Origin of the sequence: Celeribacter baekdonensis (genome assembly GCF_003047105.1) — a bacterium.
GTDB lineage: Bacteria > Pseudomonadota > Alphaproteobacteria > Rhodobacterales > Rhodobacteraceae > Celeribacter > Celeribacter baekdonensis_B.
In genome coordinates this window covers 41895-56237 of record NZ_CP028475.1, presented here as the reverse complement: position 1 = coordinate 56237, position 14343 = coordinate 41895, and the positions used below count along the sequence as shown (strand labels likewise).

The following is a 14343-nucleotide window of genomic DNA, read 5'->3' as shown; positions in this document are numbered from 1 at the left end:
ACCCGATGTGCGACTATGCCCGTGCAAAACGTCGCAGCAATTGGTCTTGGCTCCGGCCTCAATATGTGCAAATTGGTTAATTAAGAAAACCAATTTGACCAGTTAGGATCAGAGATGCCCGTCATAACCAATATTTATGATCTCAAACGGCTGCACAAAATGCGCACGCCAAAGATGTTCTATGACTATTGCGAAAGCGGGTCCTGGACCGAGCAGACCTTTCGCGAAAACGTTACCGATTTTGACAAAATCCGTCTGCGCCAACGCATCGCCGTGGACATGACGGGCCGCTCCACCGCCTCTAAAATGATCGGACAGGATGTGGCCATGCCTGTGGCCCTCGCCCCTGTCGGGCTGACCGGGATGCAACGGGCCGATGGCGAAATCAAAGCGGCGAAAGCCGCGGCGAAATTTGGCGTCCCCTTCACCCTGTCAACCATGTCGATCTGTTCCATCGAAGACGTCGCCGAACATACCGGAAAACCCTTTTGGTTTCAGGTTTACACCCTCAAAGACGATGAATTCATGCGCCGTTTGATCGCCCGCGCCACGGACGCCAAATGTTCGGCTCTGGTAATCACCGTTGATTTGCAAATCATGGGCCAGCGCCACAAAGATCTGAAAAACGGCCTCTCCGCTCCGCCCAAGCTCACACCAAAATCCATCGCCAATATGATGACCAAGGCGCAGTGGGGCCTTGAGATGCTCGGCACCAAACGGCGCTTTTTCGGCAATATCGTCGGCCACGCCAAGGGCGTCACCAACCCATCCTCCCTGAGCGCATGGACCGCGGAAGCCTTTGATCAGTCACTCGACTGGAATCGGATCGCAGAGCTGCGCCGGATGTGGGATGGCCCCGTCATCCTCAAAGGCATTTTGGACGCAGAAGACGCCAAACAGGCGGCCAATATCGGCGCGGATGCCATTGTGGTCTCCAACCACGGCGGACGCCAACTTGATGGCGCGCTGTCTTCCATTCGGATGCTGCCCGAAATCATGGACGCCGTGGGCGACAAGATTGAGGTGCATCTCGACAGTGGCATCCGCTCAGGTCAAGACGTGCTCAAAGCCTTGGCTCTGGGGGCAAAAGGCACCTATATTGGTCGCGCGTTTGTCCATGGGCTTGGTGCCATGGGCGAAGCTGGCGTGACCAAGGCGCTTGAGGTGATCCAAAAGGAAATGGACACCACGATGGCCCTCTGTGGCCGCAAAACCGTGGATCAGGTCGACCGGGATATGGTCTTGGTGCCCGAAGATTTCGCCGGTCGCTGGGCGTAACCCCCGTCAGTTCTGCACACGGGTCAATGCAAGAACCGCAGGGATGATCAAAGCGAGCATCCCTGTGACACATAAAAACGCCACGCGCAGGCCGAAATGGTCGGACACGAAGCCGATGGTTGAAGGCCCGACAAAAAAACCGACAAAACCCAACATCCAGGCACGCGAAATGGCGACATTGCGGTGTCGGCGCGACACACGTTTGCCCAACAAGGACGTCGCGGTTGGCACGATTACCGCCATGCCAATCGCAGTGACGGCAATCCCAAAGAGGGCAATCGGTTGGGTTTGGGCCTGAGACAAGACCAACGCGCCAACCACCCCAAGGACGCCGGACCAAAACACCACGCGCGCCTCTCCGAGACGCTGTGTGCCAAGATGGCCCAAAAGGCGAAACCCAGCCATGGTAAACCCAAGCATGGAGGGGCCAAACCCGCCCTGCCCCGCCTCGCCGCCGAGTTCACGCTCAAGAAACAGCGCCGACCAGGATTCGATGGCGTTTTCCCCCATGAAGGACACAAACAACATCACCGCCACCAACAGGATCGGACGCCACGGCAAACCCGGCATCGCAGGCGTGGCCTCTTCATCCGTGTCCGGGACCACCGGGTCGCGCCCCTCAAAGGACAAGGCCCCCAACACCAAGACGCCCCCGCCCATGAGCGGCAAAATCTGTGCAATGCTCCACCCAGAATGACGCAGCGCCGCCACCAACACGGCTGCCGCTCCAAAACACAGGGAAAACATTGCATGATTGAGGTTCATAAGGTGCAGGCCATGACGGTCCTCGAGTTGTGACACCCGCAGATTGGCATTGATATCGAGGCTGGCAACAGCGATGCCCATTGCGGCCATCACGGGCAACAACCGGCCTGTGGATGTCACGAAGACGGGTAATTGTAGCACCAGAACCGACAGCACGGCGAGAAAAAGCAGGACGAAACGTCCGAGCGCCTCAGAGAGTTTCGGTGCGATATACATCGCCACCATTCCCCCCGCAGCGGAGCCCAATAGCGCAGTGCCGAATGCGGCATCACTGGCCTGTGCCTGAGCTTTAATGACGGGAACCATCGCGGCGAAGGTCCCCCAGATGACGCCAACCGCGCCCAAGGCCAACATGGGTCCACGCGAAAGTGTCAGCGCACGCAAAAAGGTTTTTGCCATGTCAGGCTCCAAAGCAGTGTTGAAACGGGTCAAAGGCGCATAATTCAAAGCGCTTTGACATAGATAGCTCGCCCCCTGCCTCCGCCACAAGTCGCATTTACGCCAAGTCGCACAGATGTGGGTAAGATGGGGCTTCCAATTCGGAAGAATCTCGCCTATACGCGCGACTTCATGCGGGACTACAGCCTTGGAGGAGTCCTGCCCTAACATTTGGAGACTTAAAATGGCTGGTGAGATTCCTGATCTTATTGCCACGGTACGCGCGGGGACAGGCAAGGGCGCCGCTCGCCAAGCTCGTCGTGACGGGTTTGTGCCGGGTATCGTTTACGGCGATGACAAAGAGCCGATGCCGATCAACCTTCCGTTCAACGTGCTGTTGAAACGCCTGAAAGCAGGCCGTTTCTTGTCCACACTGTTCAACCTCAAGGTTGAAGGCCAGGACGACGTGCGCGTGATTTGCCGTGGCGTTCAGCGCGACGTGGTGAAAGACCTTCCGACTCACGTCGATTTCATGCGTCTGCACCGCAACTCCCGCATCAACCTGTTCATTCCGGTTGAAATCGTCGGCGAAGAAGTGTCCCCGGGCATCAAAAAAGGTGGTGTTGTCACTCATGTGCGCACCGAAGTTGAGCTGATCGTGACTGCGGCGGATATCCCCGATCACATCACTCTCGACATCTCGAAAGGCTCCATCGGCGATGTGTACCACATTTCCGACATCGAGCTTCCTAAAGGCACCAAAGCCGTGATCGACCGCGATTTCGTGATCGCCAACATCACTGCACCGGCTGGCCTTGGCAGCTCCGATGACGAAGAAGAAACCGAAGAGGCAGTCGCAGAGGAATAATCCTCCGCCGCCCTGTTCTGGCATGGAAACGCGGGTCCTTCGGGGCTCGCGTTTTTCGTTTCATCCCCCCAATTCCCGGCCCAATCGTCATGCCCCTGTGATCTCGCCCCTTTAGCACGGGCACATGATGACACAGATTGCCTGCCACCGCGGCGCACGCTTATGCGCACCTGAGAACACATGTCCCGCCTTCGAGGCTGCTTTGGCACAGGGTGGGGATGTGCTTGAATTCGACGTGCGCCAAACCCGCGATGGCGTACTTTATGTGATGCATGACGAGACAGTGGACCGGACCACAAATGGCTCCGGTCCGATCGCCGAGATGACATCGAAAGAGGTCGATGCTTTGGACGCAGGCGCATGGTTTGATACGCGTTTTGCGGCAACGCCCGTGCCGCGTCTCGATGCGTTTTTGGACGCCTTCAAATCCCGCGCCGCCTTCTACATCGAAGTCAAGTGGGCCGATTGCGACGCCATCGCCCAAATCATCCATCGCCTCGACATCGCCGCGCAATGTTATACCTGCTCCTTTTCAGAACAAATGCACCTCGATATGCTGCGCGCCGCCCCCGATGTCGCCCAGATGGTGCATTGGCGACGCGGCCCACCTGAGGTGTTGACCGAAAAATTTGACGCCACCATCGTCGAATTCTATGCCTCCGATGACGCCGAGAATGATTTCACCCTTGAAAACGTCAGGGCGGCGCAAGCGGCAGGATTGGCCACCCAGGTCTATTCCGACACAGTCTCACCCGCGCTTTTTGCCCAAATCCGGGATTGGGGTGCCGGGTGCCTCAACACCGATCACGTCTCTGACTTTCATGCTTTTCGCACTGCTCAGGACTCGCCAAAAGCGCCATGACACGCTAGGTCTTCGCCAAAGGAGACTGCCATGCGTTTGTTTGTCGGCCTCGGAAATCCGGGCACGAAATATGCGGGAAACCGCCACAATATCGGATTTATGGTTGTGGACCGGATCGCAGAGGATCACGGATTTGCACCTTGGCGGTCCAAATTTCAGGGACAGGTGTCTGAGGGCAAACTGGGCTCCGAAAAGGTGATCTTGATCAAACCTGAAACCTTTATGAACCTTTCCGGCCAATCGGTGGGCGAAGCGATGCGGTTTTACAAACTCACCTCGGCCGATGTGGTGGTGTTTCACGACGAGTTGGACCTCGCGCCCGGCAAGGTGCGGGTCAAAACCGGCGGCGGGCATGCCGGGCACAACGGGTTGCGTTCCATTCATCAACATATCGGAGCGGACTATGACCGGGTGCGTTTGGGCATTGGCCATCCGGGGCATAAGGACCGTGTCGCGCCCTATGTTCTGTCAGATTTTGCCAAAGCGGATCAGAACTGGCTTGATGATGTGATCCGGGGCTGTTCCGATGGTGCGGCGTCTCTGGCCGCGGGCGAGGCTGCGAAATTTTCCAATGCCGTCGCCTTGCGCACCAACCCGCCCCGGCCCTCGACCGGAGCCAAAGCGGGCGATCCAAAACCCATTCCCCCGGCCCCGACGTCAGACAAGCCTGAGGCACCAAAATCGCCTTTCGACACGTTGCGCGACAAATTCCGTTAGGCCGTCCCCTTGACCACGGAGCCACACCCTCTACCTTGATCCGAAAGGAGATGCGCGATGGTCACCCCTTCCCCGTCGATCAATGTTCTGGGCGGCGCTTTGGCGCCCTGCTCGACCGATCCGATGACGGGCTTTTTTCGCGATGGGTCGTGCAACACTTGCGCTGAAGATGCCGGCTCGCACACCGTCTGCGCGGTGATGACCGACGAATTTCTCGCCTATTCCAAATATGTCGGAAATGATCTGTCGACGCCGCGGCCAGAGTTTGGCTTTGCCGGGCTCAAGCCGGGGGATGCGTGGTGCCTTTGTGCGGCACGGTTTTTTCAGGCTCATGATGAGGGCTGTGCGCCCAAAGTGTCCCTGCGTGCGACCCATAACCGCGCCCTTGAGATTGTGCCTCTTGAGGTGCTCAAAGCCCATGCCATAGAGGCACTTTAGGCGGCTTCATCGTCGCGTAATGTCTCAACCGTGACACCATCCATCAAATCATCAATGAACAGACTCAACAGCTGGGCCGCGCCACTCACGCCCGCTTTGCGGTAGACCGCGCCCATCTGTGCCTTGACCGTGCCTTCCGATGTGGCGCGCACCGACGCAATATCGGAAATGGACAGGCCCTTGATCAAAAACAACGCCACATCGCGTTCGGCGGGTGTCAGCGACCAGGTCGCAAATCGTTCCTCCAACACATCGACAAAAGCCGACGAGGCCCGGCGCAATTTATCCTCGGCTCTTTGCCGGTGACGCAATGAACGATGAAGCGCAATCCCCCCCAGCCCAAGGCCAAGGAGCAGCCCGACAGCGGCCAGAATTTCGATAAGCTCACGGGTTTGCCACGCGATCGGGTTGGCACGAAGACCGATCACAGATCCAAGGATGTCGGAGACAAAGAAAAACGCGCAGATGGCCTGCACGATGAAAATCGTCAAAATTATATAGCGTTCTTGCAAACGCATCCCTCCCTTTGCCGCATAAAATGGGATTGCGGCCTCTGCTCAGTCCTCGCTGTCGTCGTCAGACTCGTCGTCGTCTCCACCGTCATCCTCTTTGTCGTTCTCGTCGCGGCTATCCTCGTGGTCGTCGTGATCTGAGGAGCTGTTGTCGTCGTCTTGGTCATCGTCTTGGTCATCGTTTTGATCATCGTCCTGGCTGTCCTCAGCCTCATTATCCTCATCGGACGATGTGTCGTCCTCCGGCCCCTGCCGGTCATCTCGCCCCCCCGAACTGTCAACAATCCGCGGGGCTTTGTTCCCCATCTCATCCTGCCAAAAATCACGCAAAATTTCGCCGGTGACCGGATTGAGAATGATCTCACGCCTTTGACCGTTGCCCGTCGCCACAAAGCGCGTCCGCCCCAACAAAGTGCGGCCCACAGTGATCTTTTTGAACCCCTGCTGACGTAATTGCGCAAGGATCATATCTTCGGCAGGCTGTGCCCGTGCGGCCCCGCCCATGGTGAGCGCCGCAGACAGCCCTATAAAAAAGCGTCTTCGATTCATCGTCTATCCTCACCTAAAAAACGTCTCCCGCGCGGTTTCGCGGGGGACGTCATGGGGTCATTTGGCACAGCTATGCGCCGTGCCAAAGGCGGAACGCCCGCGGGGGTTAGTGGTCGTCGCCACCATCATCGTCGCTGTCGTCGCCATCATCATCGTCGCCACCATCATCGTCGCCATGGTCGTCACCACTGTCGTGAGAGCTGCCATGGTCATCGTCGTTGGCATCATCGTCGTCACTTACATCATCGCCTTCATCTCGACCATGATCATCGTCAGCATAAGTATCACCATTATGCTGCTCAATGTCATCAAGCTCATCCGCCAAATCATTGTCGGAAAGACGCTCACTCTCCCGTTTGCGGATTTGGTTGGTGGCATTGTCAAAGGTCACTTCGATCTTTTCACCATCCACAAGCACCTCCACTTTGGTGGTGCTGGCGCGGCGTTTGATTTCGATTTTTTGCGCGCCGGGGAACATATCGACAATCTCTTGCGTGGTCAGCTCGGCAAATGCCGAAACGGGGACTGCTGCGGCAAAGAAGGCGATGGATGTCAAAAGTACTTTATGCATGGGTCGGTCCTTTTCGAAGGGATCAGGTTTCAATGAATGGGGCGTGGGATCACGCCCGGCATGGCCTCACCTTCACCGACAAACCTGACTGAGTTCTACCAACCACGGGACTAAACCCGGTGCCATAAACCCCCGCCCTACGGCCCTAAACCTGAGTTTAGGGTATGAAAAAGGGCCGCTCCCAACAGGAACGACCCTCATAGCGCATTGATATATTTACTTTATTTAAGATCGCGACCCTCAGAGCCCGCGATGTTCACGCCCAGATGGCGTGCCACAGTAAAGATGTCTTTGTCGCCGCGCCCACACATGTTCATCACGATGATATGGTCTTTCGGCAAGGTCGGCGCCAATTTCATCACATGGGCCAACGCGTGCGACGGTTCGAGCGCCGGGATGATGCCTTCGGTGCGGCAGGAAAACTGGAACGCTTCCAACGCCTCTTTGTCGGTGATCGAGACATATTTGGCGCGACCGATGTCATTGAGCCACGCGTGCTCTGGCCCAATGCCCGGATAATCCAAACCGGCAGAAATCGAGAAGCCTTCGAGAATCTGCCCATCGTCGTCTTGCAGCAAATAGGTGCGGTTGCCATGCAACACGCCCGGACGCCCGCCCGTCAAAGAGGCGCAATGTTCCATTTTCTCGTCCACGCCTTTGCCACCCGCTTCGACGCCGATGATGTTGACGCTCTCCTCATCGAGGAACGGATAGAACAGCCCCATGGCGTTGGAACCGCCCCCAATCGCCGCGATCACTGTATCGGGCAAACGGCCTTCGCCCTCTTGCTCGGGCAACTGCCACCGGACCTCTTTGCCGATGATGGATTGAAAATCGCGCACCATTGCCGGGTATGGATGCGGCCCGGCCACCGTGCCGATGCAATAGAACGTGTCGCGCACATTGGTCACCCAATCGCGCAGCGCATCGTTCATCGCGTCTTTCAACGTGCCGCGACCGGATTTCACCGGCACAACCTCGGCCCCCAAAAGCTGCATCCGGAACACGTTGGGCATTTGCCGCTCGACATCATGCGCGCCCATATAGACCACGCATTTCAGGCCAAATTTGGCACACACCGTCGCCGTGGCCACCCCGTGCTGCCCCGCGCCGGTTTCAGCGATGATCCGGGTTTTGCCCATGCGGCGCGCCAAAATAATCTGGCCCAGCACATTGTTGATTTTATGTGCCCCGGTATGGTTGAGCTCGTCGCGCTTGAGATAAATCTTCGCGCCGCCCAACTCTTCGGTCATCTTTTGCGCGTAATAGAGCGGGCTTGGACGACCAACATAGTGTTTCCACAGATCCTCCATTTCGGCCCAAAATTCAGGGTCGACCTTGGCTTTCTCATATTCCTCTTCCAAAGAGAGGATCAGCGGCATCAGTGTCTCAGACACGAACCGCCCGCCGTAATTGCCAAAGCGGCCCTTTTCGTCAGGGCCGTTCATGAAGCTGTTGAAAAGATCGTTCATCGCGATGCTCCTTTGCGGATCCACATGGATGTAGCTCACGGGCGCGGGCCGGTAAAGCGCGCCCGTCTTCATTGCAGGGAAAATACTCGAAAAAGCCGGTCAGGCGCCCCGGATGGCGGCCATAAAGGCGCGTATTTTGGCCGGGTCCTTCACCCCTGGCGCGCTTTCGACGCCAGAGGACAAATCAACCTGTTTCGCGCCAGTCATTTGGATCGCAGAGACCACGTTGTCCGCCGTCAATCCACCCGCCAACATCCACGGCGCATTCCATGCCCGTTTGGAAATCAGCCGCCAATCAAAGGAGACACCATTGCCACCGGGAATGACCGCGCCTTTTGGGGCTTTGGTATCGACCAAAATCTGATCCGCGACCATGCCATAGGCATCCAGCGCCGCCAAATCTTCAGGCCCAGAGACGCCCACAGCCTTCATCACCGGCAAGCCATAGCGCGCACGGATGTCCGACACCCGATCAAGGCTTTCCGTGCCGTGAAGTTGCAGCATATCGAGCGGCACCTGATCGGTGATCCGATCCAGTTCCGCATCGGTGGCATTCACCACCAAAGCGACCTTGGCCACCCCCGTAGGCACCTCAACCGCCAGCGCACGCGCTTGGGGAATATCGACATAGCGGGGGGATTTCGGAAAAAACACAAAGCCTAAATATTGCGCTCCGGCCTCAACAGCCACGTCGACCGTCTCAGGCGTGCTCAGCCCGCAAATTTTAACACGTGTGTCCATGGAGCTGTTCTAGTGCACTCAGTTTTCCAAAAGCGCGAGGACTTCATCGCCCTCACTTTTGGCTTTGGCGGTTTTCAGCTTGTTGACTTCGCGCGCCAGTTTTTCTTTTTCGCGTTTATGGCCTGAGGCGGCGGAGCGGTGTTTGTACTCACGCATGTATTCCCAGACAAAGCCGATCAAAAGCCCGGCGACAATCGCGCCAAAGATCACCACAAACATCGGCAAACTCACCGACAAGGACAGCCCAGTCAGGCCGGCCAATTCTACGGGCAAAAGGTGGAGCACAACAACATCGCGGTTGGCCAAGGCCACAGTGACCAGCACCACGGCAAGAGCCGCGAGAAACGCGTAACGGATGTAGCGCATCAGCGCCCCCTTCCTGTATGTCAAAACTCACTCGCCGTTTAGGCGATCGCGCAACAGCTTACCCGTTTTGAAAAACGGCACATGCTTTTCGTCAACCGGAACGCTTTCGCCAGTGCGCGGATTGCGTCCCAGTCTTGCATCCCGTTTCTTGACGGAAAAGGCGCCAAATCCGCGCAGTTCGACTCTGTCGCCACGCGCCATTGCTTCGATGATCTCTTCAAAGATCGTGTTCACGATCCGCTCAACGTCGCGTTGATAAAGATGCGGATTCTCATCAGCGATCTTCTGGATCAGTTCAGACCGGATCATGAAGTCCCCCCTTGGTTTGGGCGCGTTTCTTTCAAGCGTCACACCTTATCATCTGAGATATAGGATCATACGCAGCGCGAACAACAGTCAGGGTTGTACGGCATTGCAGCAAAGCCCAGTTTTCGATTTTTGGCGCAACACTTTGACGTTCTCATTTGTCCTATGACTATAGGATGGGATCGTTTGGCGGGGAATAGGGTCCGAGGCATGGAATGAATTTTTTTGCCCCTAATGTGCTGAGATTTAGCCCAAAAATCCAAAAACCTCACAATTTCGTCGGCCAAGGAGACATCCGACAGAACGCTGCGCTGCGGCGAAGCCAAAGCGATTCGGGCAGGCTGCCGCTGGGGGAGGCCTCCATTGCGCTCATGCAAAAAGGCCCCGCGATAAAGCAGGGCCTTTTCAAAGTCTTGATCGCACTTAAAGCGTCACACCTTTCCCCTGTCTCAGGTTAAAGGCGTGACGCGTTAGGCGAAGTGATTATTCGTCGCCAGACTTCAGAGCCGCGCCGAGGATATCGCCCAAGGACGCGCCAGAAGCGGAAGAGCCATACTGTTCGACGGCTTCTTTTTCTTCAGCGATTTCGCGTGCTTTGATCGACAGACCCAAACGACGGGTTTTCTGATCAACGTTGGTCACGCGCACATCGAGGTGATCCCCGATTTGGAAGCGCTCAGGGCGTTGATCGGCACGATCACGGGACAGGTCAGAGCGGCGGATGAAGGATTTCGCGCCTTCATATTCCACTTCGATCCCGCCTTCTTCGATCGCGGTCACAGCCACGGTGATGATCGAGCCGCGTTTCACGCCCTCAACTGCACCGGAGAAGCTGTCGTCGAGACCTTTGATGGAGAGAGAGATACGCTCTTTCTCAACATCGACCTCGGTGACAACGGCTTTGACCATGTCGTTCTTGTGGTAGTTCTGGATGGCGTCTTCGCCACGCTCGTCCCAGGACAGATCGGACAAGTGAACCATGCCGTCGATGTCGCCCGGCAGACCCACGAACAGACCGAATTCGGTGATGTTCTTGACTTCGCCTTCGACAACGGTGCCTTCCGGGTGGGTTTCAGCAAAGAGTTCCCACGGGTTGCGCATGGTTTGTTTGAGACCGAGGGACACGCGACGTTTCGCGGTGTCGATTTCGAGAACCATGACTTCCACTTCCTGGCTTGTGGACACGATTTTGCCCGGATGGACGTTTTTCTTGGTCCAGGACATTTCAGACACGTGAACAAGGCCTTCAACGCCCGGCTCAAGTTCCACAAATGCGCCGTAATCGGTGATGTTGGTGACGCGACCGGTGTGCACGGTTTCGAGTGCATATTTGGTCTCAACAGCATCCCACGGATCGTCCTGCAGCTGTTTCATGCCGAGGGAGATACGGTGGGTCTCTTTGTTGATCTTGATCACCTGAACTTTGATCGTTTCGCCGATGGCGAGGATCTCGGACGGGTGGTTCACGCGACGCCATGCCATGTCGGTGACGTGCAACAGGCCGTCAACACCGCCGAGGTCCACAAACGCACCGTATTCGGTGATGTTTTTGACCACGCCGTCAACTTCCTGACCTTCGGTCAGACCGCCAATGACTTCTGCGCGCTGTTCTGCACGGGATTCTTCAAGGATCGCACGACGCGACACAACGATGTTGCCACGACGACGGTCCATTTTGAGAACCTGGAACGGCTGCTTGAGACCCATGAGCGGGCCAGCGTCGCGCACGGGGCGCACGTCAACTTGGGAGCCCGGAAGGAACGCAACAGCGCCGCCGAGGTCAACCGTGAAGCCGCCTTTGACGCGACCAAAGATAACGCCATCGACGCGCTCTTCGGATGCATAGGCTTTTTCCAAACGATCCCAGGCTTCTTCGCGGCGGGCTTTGTCACGCGAAATGACAGCTTCGCCACGGGCGTTCTCGACACGGTCGAGGAACACTTCGACCTCGTCGCCAACGGCAACGGAGGGAGCTTCACCAGGATTTGCGAATTCTTTAAGATCGATGCGGCCTTCCATTTTGTAGCCGACGTCGATGATGGCTTGGCCTGCTTCAATCGCAAGAACCTTACCGCGGACAACCGAGCCTTCTGCCGGGGTGTCAATTTCGAAGCTTTCATTCAAGAGGGCTTCGAAGTCCTCCATAGATACGTTCTGAGCCATGTGGTCTCAATTTCCTTTTCAAACGTTTATACGGGCCATGCGGTTGTCTCCGCCGGTCTTCAATTACGATTTGCCTGCTCATTCTTCGAACACGAAACGATCAGGGGGAGAGCTTCCCCACCCCTGTGTCATTCGCTTTGTGCGACCTGATTGCCTCGTTAACAGTCGCGCATATAGGAGAGTTTCTCCGGTTTTGCAAGAAATGATGCCCTCTCTCTCACTTTACCGCGCAACAGCACAGTCCATCTTCCACACCGGTTTTTTAAGAATCACCTACGAATCATCAGCGGACAAACGCATTCGACGCCCGCCAAGTCGGCTCAGCGCCGCCAAAATGACTTTAAAAATGTCAAAAATTTAACTCAAAAACATCAAGATTGATTGGACATAAGACTAATTAACAGTCAATTTGAATAATTTCCAAAATGGAAACAACGACAATTTTAATTTCAACTCATTGTTTTATAATGAAATATTAAAAATAAACACAACCCAAGGCAGAAACTAGCCCTCAATTAGATTTGACTCGCCAAATGCGTGTAGTCACTGTGACTGTAATCACAATGATTTCATCATGGAGTGCCCCATGCCCAGTTCCACGATCGACGCAGTCGCATATAACGGCTCCCTGCTCTCCTTGGATTTGCTCTCAGGATCACAGACACTCGTGCTTTCCTCCTTCGGGTCGACAACATCAGGAACCTTCACAAACGACGACGCGGTCTTTGATTCCAACGATGACGGCGTCGCCACATTCAATGGTGAGCCCGTCACCTATATCGGCTCCGGCACCGCGACACCGGGCGTTGAAGTGCTTGGTGTTGTCGTGCCCCTTGGCACATCAAAGGATATCGTCGCTTTCGAAGCTGGCGGTCAGATTTACTTCGTCTACCCCGATGGCCCTCCCAATCTGCTGTCCGCAGTGGCCGTCGTCATTGACCTTTCCCCCGCGCCTTACTCGGACTTCACCCCGGTATGTTTTGGCGCAGGTACGCTCATCCTCACCCCCAGTGGAGAGCGTGCCGTGGAGACCCTTCAACCCGGTGATTTCGTACTTGATATTGAAGGGTCTCCACAAGAAATCAAATGGATCGGCAAAAAAACGATCCCCTTGCGTGACATCACCTGCCACGAAACACGCAAACGCTTGGCCCCCATCTGCATCCATGCAAATGCGTTTGGACCGGGTCGCCCCCACACGGACCTCTACGTCTCGCCCCAACACCGCATCCTGATCGAAGGTCACGCGGTCGAATTGCTCCTTGGGATGGACGAAACCCTATGCCCGGCAAAATCCTTTATCGGCCATCAGGCATCGCAACACCTCGACGCAAAAGAAGTGACGTATTACCACATCCTTTGTGACACCCACTCCGTGATCCATTCAAATGGCCTTGCGACCGAGACGCTTCTTCTTGGTCAAGTTGGCCTTCGCAGCCTCACCCCCGACGACATCGCAGAAATTCTTGCCATCTTCCCGGAATTCAAAGACCTCGACGCAGGATATGTGCTCCCGGCCTATGCTATCGCAACGAATCGCGAAGCCCGGTTGCTCAGCTGTACAGTCATTTAGAAGACTAGGCGTCATCTCGCCCATTGTGGCGAGATGACGCCGACATCCTGCCAGCCTATGGCAAAATGCGACTTTTGTCCTACCCAGTCACCGCAAAAACAACTATAAGGTTAGTGACTACGGAAATTTATAACCTGACTATCGCAAATACGCACAAAGAGATCTGCCTCCCCAAACAGGAAAAGTGATCAAATGTTTTTTGATCCAAATCAAAGCCGTGATATGCATCTTGACTATGGTTTTTTAGGCCTAAATCGAAGGCCAGTATATGTCAGATGGGTGCTAACACTTAATGGGAATGGATCAGACTATTTTTGCACAGCTCGCGCAGTTGCGGGTTTTGCTTCACAATATGGAAACAGATTTGGGTCTCAGCACCCTGTCTCGGAACGAGAAAGATATATTTCTCGCATTCTGTGCTGTGTCCGATGCCGGCATGTGCACGACAGAACGGGTGCGAGCTCAGCCCACCCTTCGCGATGTGTCTCAGCCTACGTTTCACCGCGCTCTCAAACGGCTGATCGAAAAAGGCTTTATCGAAAAGTCCGACGATCTGCCGCACGGGTCTTACCGGATCAAAGATCAAAACGCGCAGAACACATAGCAACAGCTTTTGTCAAAAGACCAATATTGAGGGGTTGCGTATGTTGAGTTCGACCCGCGTCACCCACTCTTCTCCTTTTTCGGTCTTGCGCCCAGTCGCGGTTCATAGCGGTGCGTTGTTTTTGGCAATGGCGGTCACTTGGTTGGTGATCTCACCGCTCCAAAAACTGATCTTGCCCCA

General features: G+C 55.7%; 16 protein-coding genes. 7 read left to right on the top strand and 9 right to left on the bottom strand.

The window, feature by feature from the left end:
• Positions 1 to 114 precede the first annotated feature (114 nt).
• Positions 115 to 1278, top strand: coding sequence for an alpha-hydroxy acid oxidase (locus tag DA792_RS03550; RefSeq protein ID WP_107718141.1), 1164 nt, complete (start codon positions 115 to 117; stop codon positions 1276 to 1278).
• A gap of 6 nt (positions 1279 to 1284) precedes the next feature.
• Here the strand turns inward: DA792_RS03550 and DA792_RS03545 are convergent, their stop codons facing one another.
• Positions 1285 to 2442, bottom strand: a complete 1158-nt coding sequence (locus DA792_RS03545) for an MFS transporter (protein WP_159075149.1) — start codon at positions 2440 to 2442, stop codon at positions 1285 to 1287.
• 223 nt (positions 2443 to 2665) lie between these two features.
• Here DA792_RS03545 and DA792_RS03540 point away from each other — a divergent pair, with 223 nt between their 5' ends.
• The 4 genes from DA792_RS03540 to DA792_RS03525 all read left to right on the top strand — a co-directional run bounded on the left by DA792_RS03540 (position 2666) and on the right by DA792_RS03525 (position 5306).
• Positions 2666 to 3289 (top strand): 50S ribosomal protein L25/general stress protein Ctc, encoded by a 624-nt coding sequence (locus tag DA792_RS03540; protein WP_107718137.1) that lies wholly within the window; start codon positions 2666 to 2668, stop codon positions 3287 to 3289.
• Between the two features lie 124 nt (positions 3290 to 3413).
• The gene (locus DA792_RS03535; protein WP_107718135.1) at positions 3414 to 4151 is read left to right on the top strand and encodes a glycerophosphodiester phosphodiesterase; all 738 of its coding nucleotides are present in this window, start codon (positions 3414 to 3416) and stop codon (positions 4149 to 4151) included.
• 30 nt (positions 4152 to 4181) lie between these two features.
• On the top strand, positions 4182 to 4868 hold the full coding sequence (pth, locus tag DA792_RS03530) for an aminoacyl-tRNA hydrolase (RefSeq protein ID WP_107718133.1): 687 nt from the start codon (positions 4182 to 4184) through the stop codon (positions 4866 to 4868).
• Positions 4869 to 4925: 57 nt separating this feature from the next.
• Positions 4926 to 5306, top strand: a complete 381-nt coding sequence (locus DA792_RS03525; RefSeq protein ID WP_107718131.1) for a DUF2237 family protein — start codon at positions 4926 to 4928, stop codon at positions 5304 to 5306.
• On the opposite strand, the gene DA792_RS03520 is transcribed toward DA792_RS03525, so the two are convergent.
• The 8 genes from DA792_RS03520 to rpsA form a co-directional block, all read right to left on the bottom strand.
• A complete protein-coding gene (locus DA792_RS03520; protein WP_254679344.1) occupies positions 5303 to 5824 on the bottom strand; it encodes a helix-turn-helix transcriptional regulator in 522 nt (173 codons plus the stop codon). The genes DA792_RS03525 and DA792_RS03520 overlap by 4 nt on opposite strands.
• A 39-nt stretch (positions 5825 to 5863) precedes the next feature.
• Positions 5864 to 6367, bottom strand: a complete 504-nt coding sequence (locus tag DA792_RS03515) for a hypothetical protein (RefSeq protein ID WP_107718129.1) — start codon at positions 6365 to 6367, stop codon at positions 5864 to 5866.
• A gap of 106 nt (positions 6368 to 6473) precedes the next feature.
• On the bottom strand, positions 6474 to 6938 hold the full coding sequence (locus DA792_RS03510) for a hypothetical protein (RefSeq protein ID WP_107718126.1): 465 nt from the start codon (positions 6936 to 6938) through the stop codon (positions 6474 to 6476).
• Between the two features lie 221 nt (positions 6939 to 7159).
• Positions 7160 to 8410: a tryptophan synthase subunit beta gene (gene trpB / locus DA792_RS03505; protein ID WP_107718124.1), complete on the bottom strand. Its 1251-nt coding sequence runs from the start codon at positions 8408 to 8410 to the stop codon at positions 7160 to 7162.
• Between the two features lie 99 nt (positions 8411 to 8509).
• Positions 8510 to 9151: a phosphoribosylanthranilate isomerase gene (locus tag DA792_RS03500; RefSeq protein ID WP_107718122.1), complete on the bottom strand. Its 642-nt coding sequence runs from the start codon at positions 9149 to 9151 to the stop codon at positions 8510 to 8512.
• Between the two features lie 18 nt (positions 9152 to 9169).
• A complete protein-coding gene (locus tag DA792_RS03495; RefSeq protein ID WP_199908110.1) occupies positions 9170 to 9517 on the bottom strand; it encodes a lipopolysaccharide assembly protein LapA domain-containing protein in 348 nt (115 codons plus the stop codon).
• A 27-nt stretch (positions 9518 to 9544) separates the two neighbouring features.
• A complete protein-coding gene (ihfB, locus tag DA792_RS03490; protein WP_009572065.1) occupies positions 9545 to 9826 on the bottom strand; it encodes an integration host factor subunit beta in 282 nt (93 codons plus the stop codon).
• Positions 9827 to 10306: 480 nt separating this feature from the next.
• Positions 10307 to 11986, bottom strand: a complete 1680-nt coding sequence (gene rpsA, locus DA792_RS03480) for a 30S ribosomal protein S1 (protein ID WP_199908109.1) — start codon at positions 11984 to 11986, stop codon at positions 10307 to 10309.
• A 586-nt stretch (positions 11987 to 12572) separates the two neighbouring features.
• Between rpsA and DA792_RS03475 the strand changes: the two genes are divergently transcribed.
• Both DA792_RS03475 and DA792_RS03470 read left to right on the top strand, forming a co-directional pair.
• Positions 12573 to 13559 (top strand): Hint domain-containing protein, encoded by a 987-nt coding sequence (locus DA792_RS03475; RefSeq protein ID WP_159075148.1) that lies wholly within the window; start codon positions 12573 to 12575, stop codon positions 13557 to 13559.
• Between the two features lie 298 nt (positions 13560 to 13857).
• Complete coding sequence (locus DA792_RS03470) at positions 13858 to 14163, top strand: MarR family transcriptional regulator (RefSeq protein WP_159075147.1); 306 nt, start codon at positions 13858 to 13860, stop codon at positions 14161 to 14163.
• Positions 14164 to 14343 lie beyond the last annotated feature (180 nt).

What these genes read in the sequence shown, in the direction of transcription:
- DA792_RS03550 (WP_107718141.1), top strand. Translation starts at nt 115, where the DNA reads ATGCCCGTCATAACCAATATTTATGATCTCAAACGGCTGCACAAAATG.
- DA792_RS03545 (WP_159075149.1), bottom strand. Translation starts at nt 2,442, where the DNA reads ATGGCAAAAACCTTTTTGCGTGCGCTGACACTTTCGCGTGGACCCATG.
- DA792_RS03540 (WP_107718137.1), top strand. Translation starts at nt 2,666, where the DNA reads ATGGCTGGTGAGATTCCTGATCTTATTGCCACGGTACGCGCGGGGACA.
- DA792_RS03535 (WP_107718135.1), top strand. Translation starts at nt 3,414, where the DNA reads ATGATGACACAGATTGCCTGCCACCGCGGCGCACGCTTATGCGCACCT.
- pth (WP_107718133.1), top strand. Translation starts at nt 4,182, where the DNA reads ATGCGTTTGTTTGTCGGCCTCGGAAATCCGGGCACGAAATATGCGGGA.
- DA792_RS03525 (WP_107718131.1), top strand. Translation starts at nt 4,926, where the DNA reads ATGGTCACCCCTTCCCCGTCGATCAATGTTCTGGGCGGCGCTTTGGCG.
- DA792_RS03520 (WP_254679344.1), bottom strand. Translation starts at nt 5,824, where the DNA reads ATGCGTTTGCAAGAACGCTATATAATTTTGACGATTTTCATCGTGCAG.
- DA792_RS03515 (WP_107718129.1), bottom strand. Translation starts at nt 6,367, where the DNA reads ATGAATCGAAGACGCTTTTTTATAGGGCTGTCTGCGGCGCTCACCATG.
- DA792_RS03510 (WP_107718126.1), bottom strand. Translation starts at nt 6,938, where the DNA reads ATGCATAAAGTACTTTTGACATCCATCGCCTTCTTTGCCGCAGCAGTC.
- trpB (WP_107718124.1), bottom strand. Translation starts at nt 8,410, where the DNA reads ATGAACGATCTTTTCAACAGCTTCATGAACGGCCCTGACGAAAAGGGC.
- DA792_RS03500 (WP_107718122.1), bottom strand. Translation starts at nt 9,151, where the DNA reads ATGGACACACGTGTTAAAATTTGCGGGCTGAGCACGCCTGAGACGGTC.
- DA792_RS03495 (WP_199908110.1), bottom strand. Translation starts at nt 9,517, where the DNA reads ATGCGCTACATCCGTTACGCGTTTCTCGCGGCTCTTGCCGTGGTGCTG.
- ihfB (WP_009572065.1), bottom strand. Translation starts at nt 9,826, where the DNA reads ATGATCCGGTCTGAACTGATCCAGAAGATCGCTGATGAGAATCCGCAT.
- rpsA (WP_199908109.1), bottom strand. Translation starts at nt 11,986, where the DNA reads ATGGCTCAGAACGTATCTATGGAGGACTTCGAAGCCCTCTTGAATGAA.
- DA792_RS03475 (WP_159075148.1), top strand. Translation starts at nt 12,573, where the DNA reads ATGCCCAGTTCCACGATCGACGCAGTCGCATATAACGGCTCCCTGCTC.
- DA792_RS03470 (WP_159075147.1), top strand. Translation starts at nt 13,858, where the DNA reads ATGGATCAGACTATTTTTGCACAGCTCGCGCAGTTGCGGGTTTTGCTT.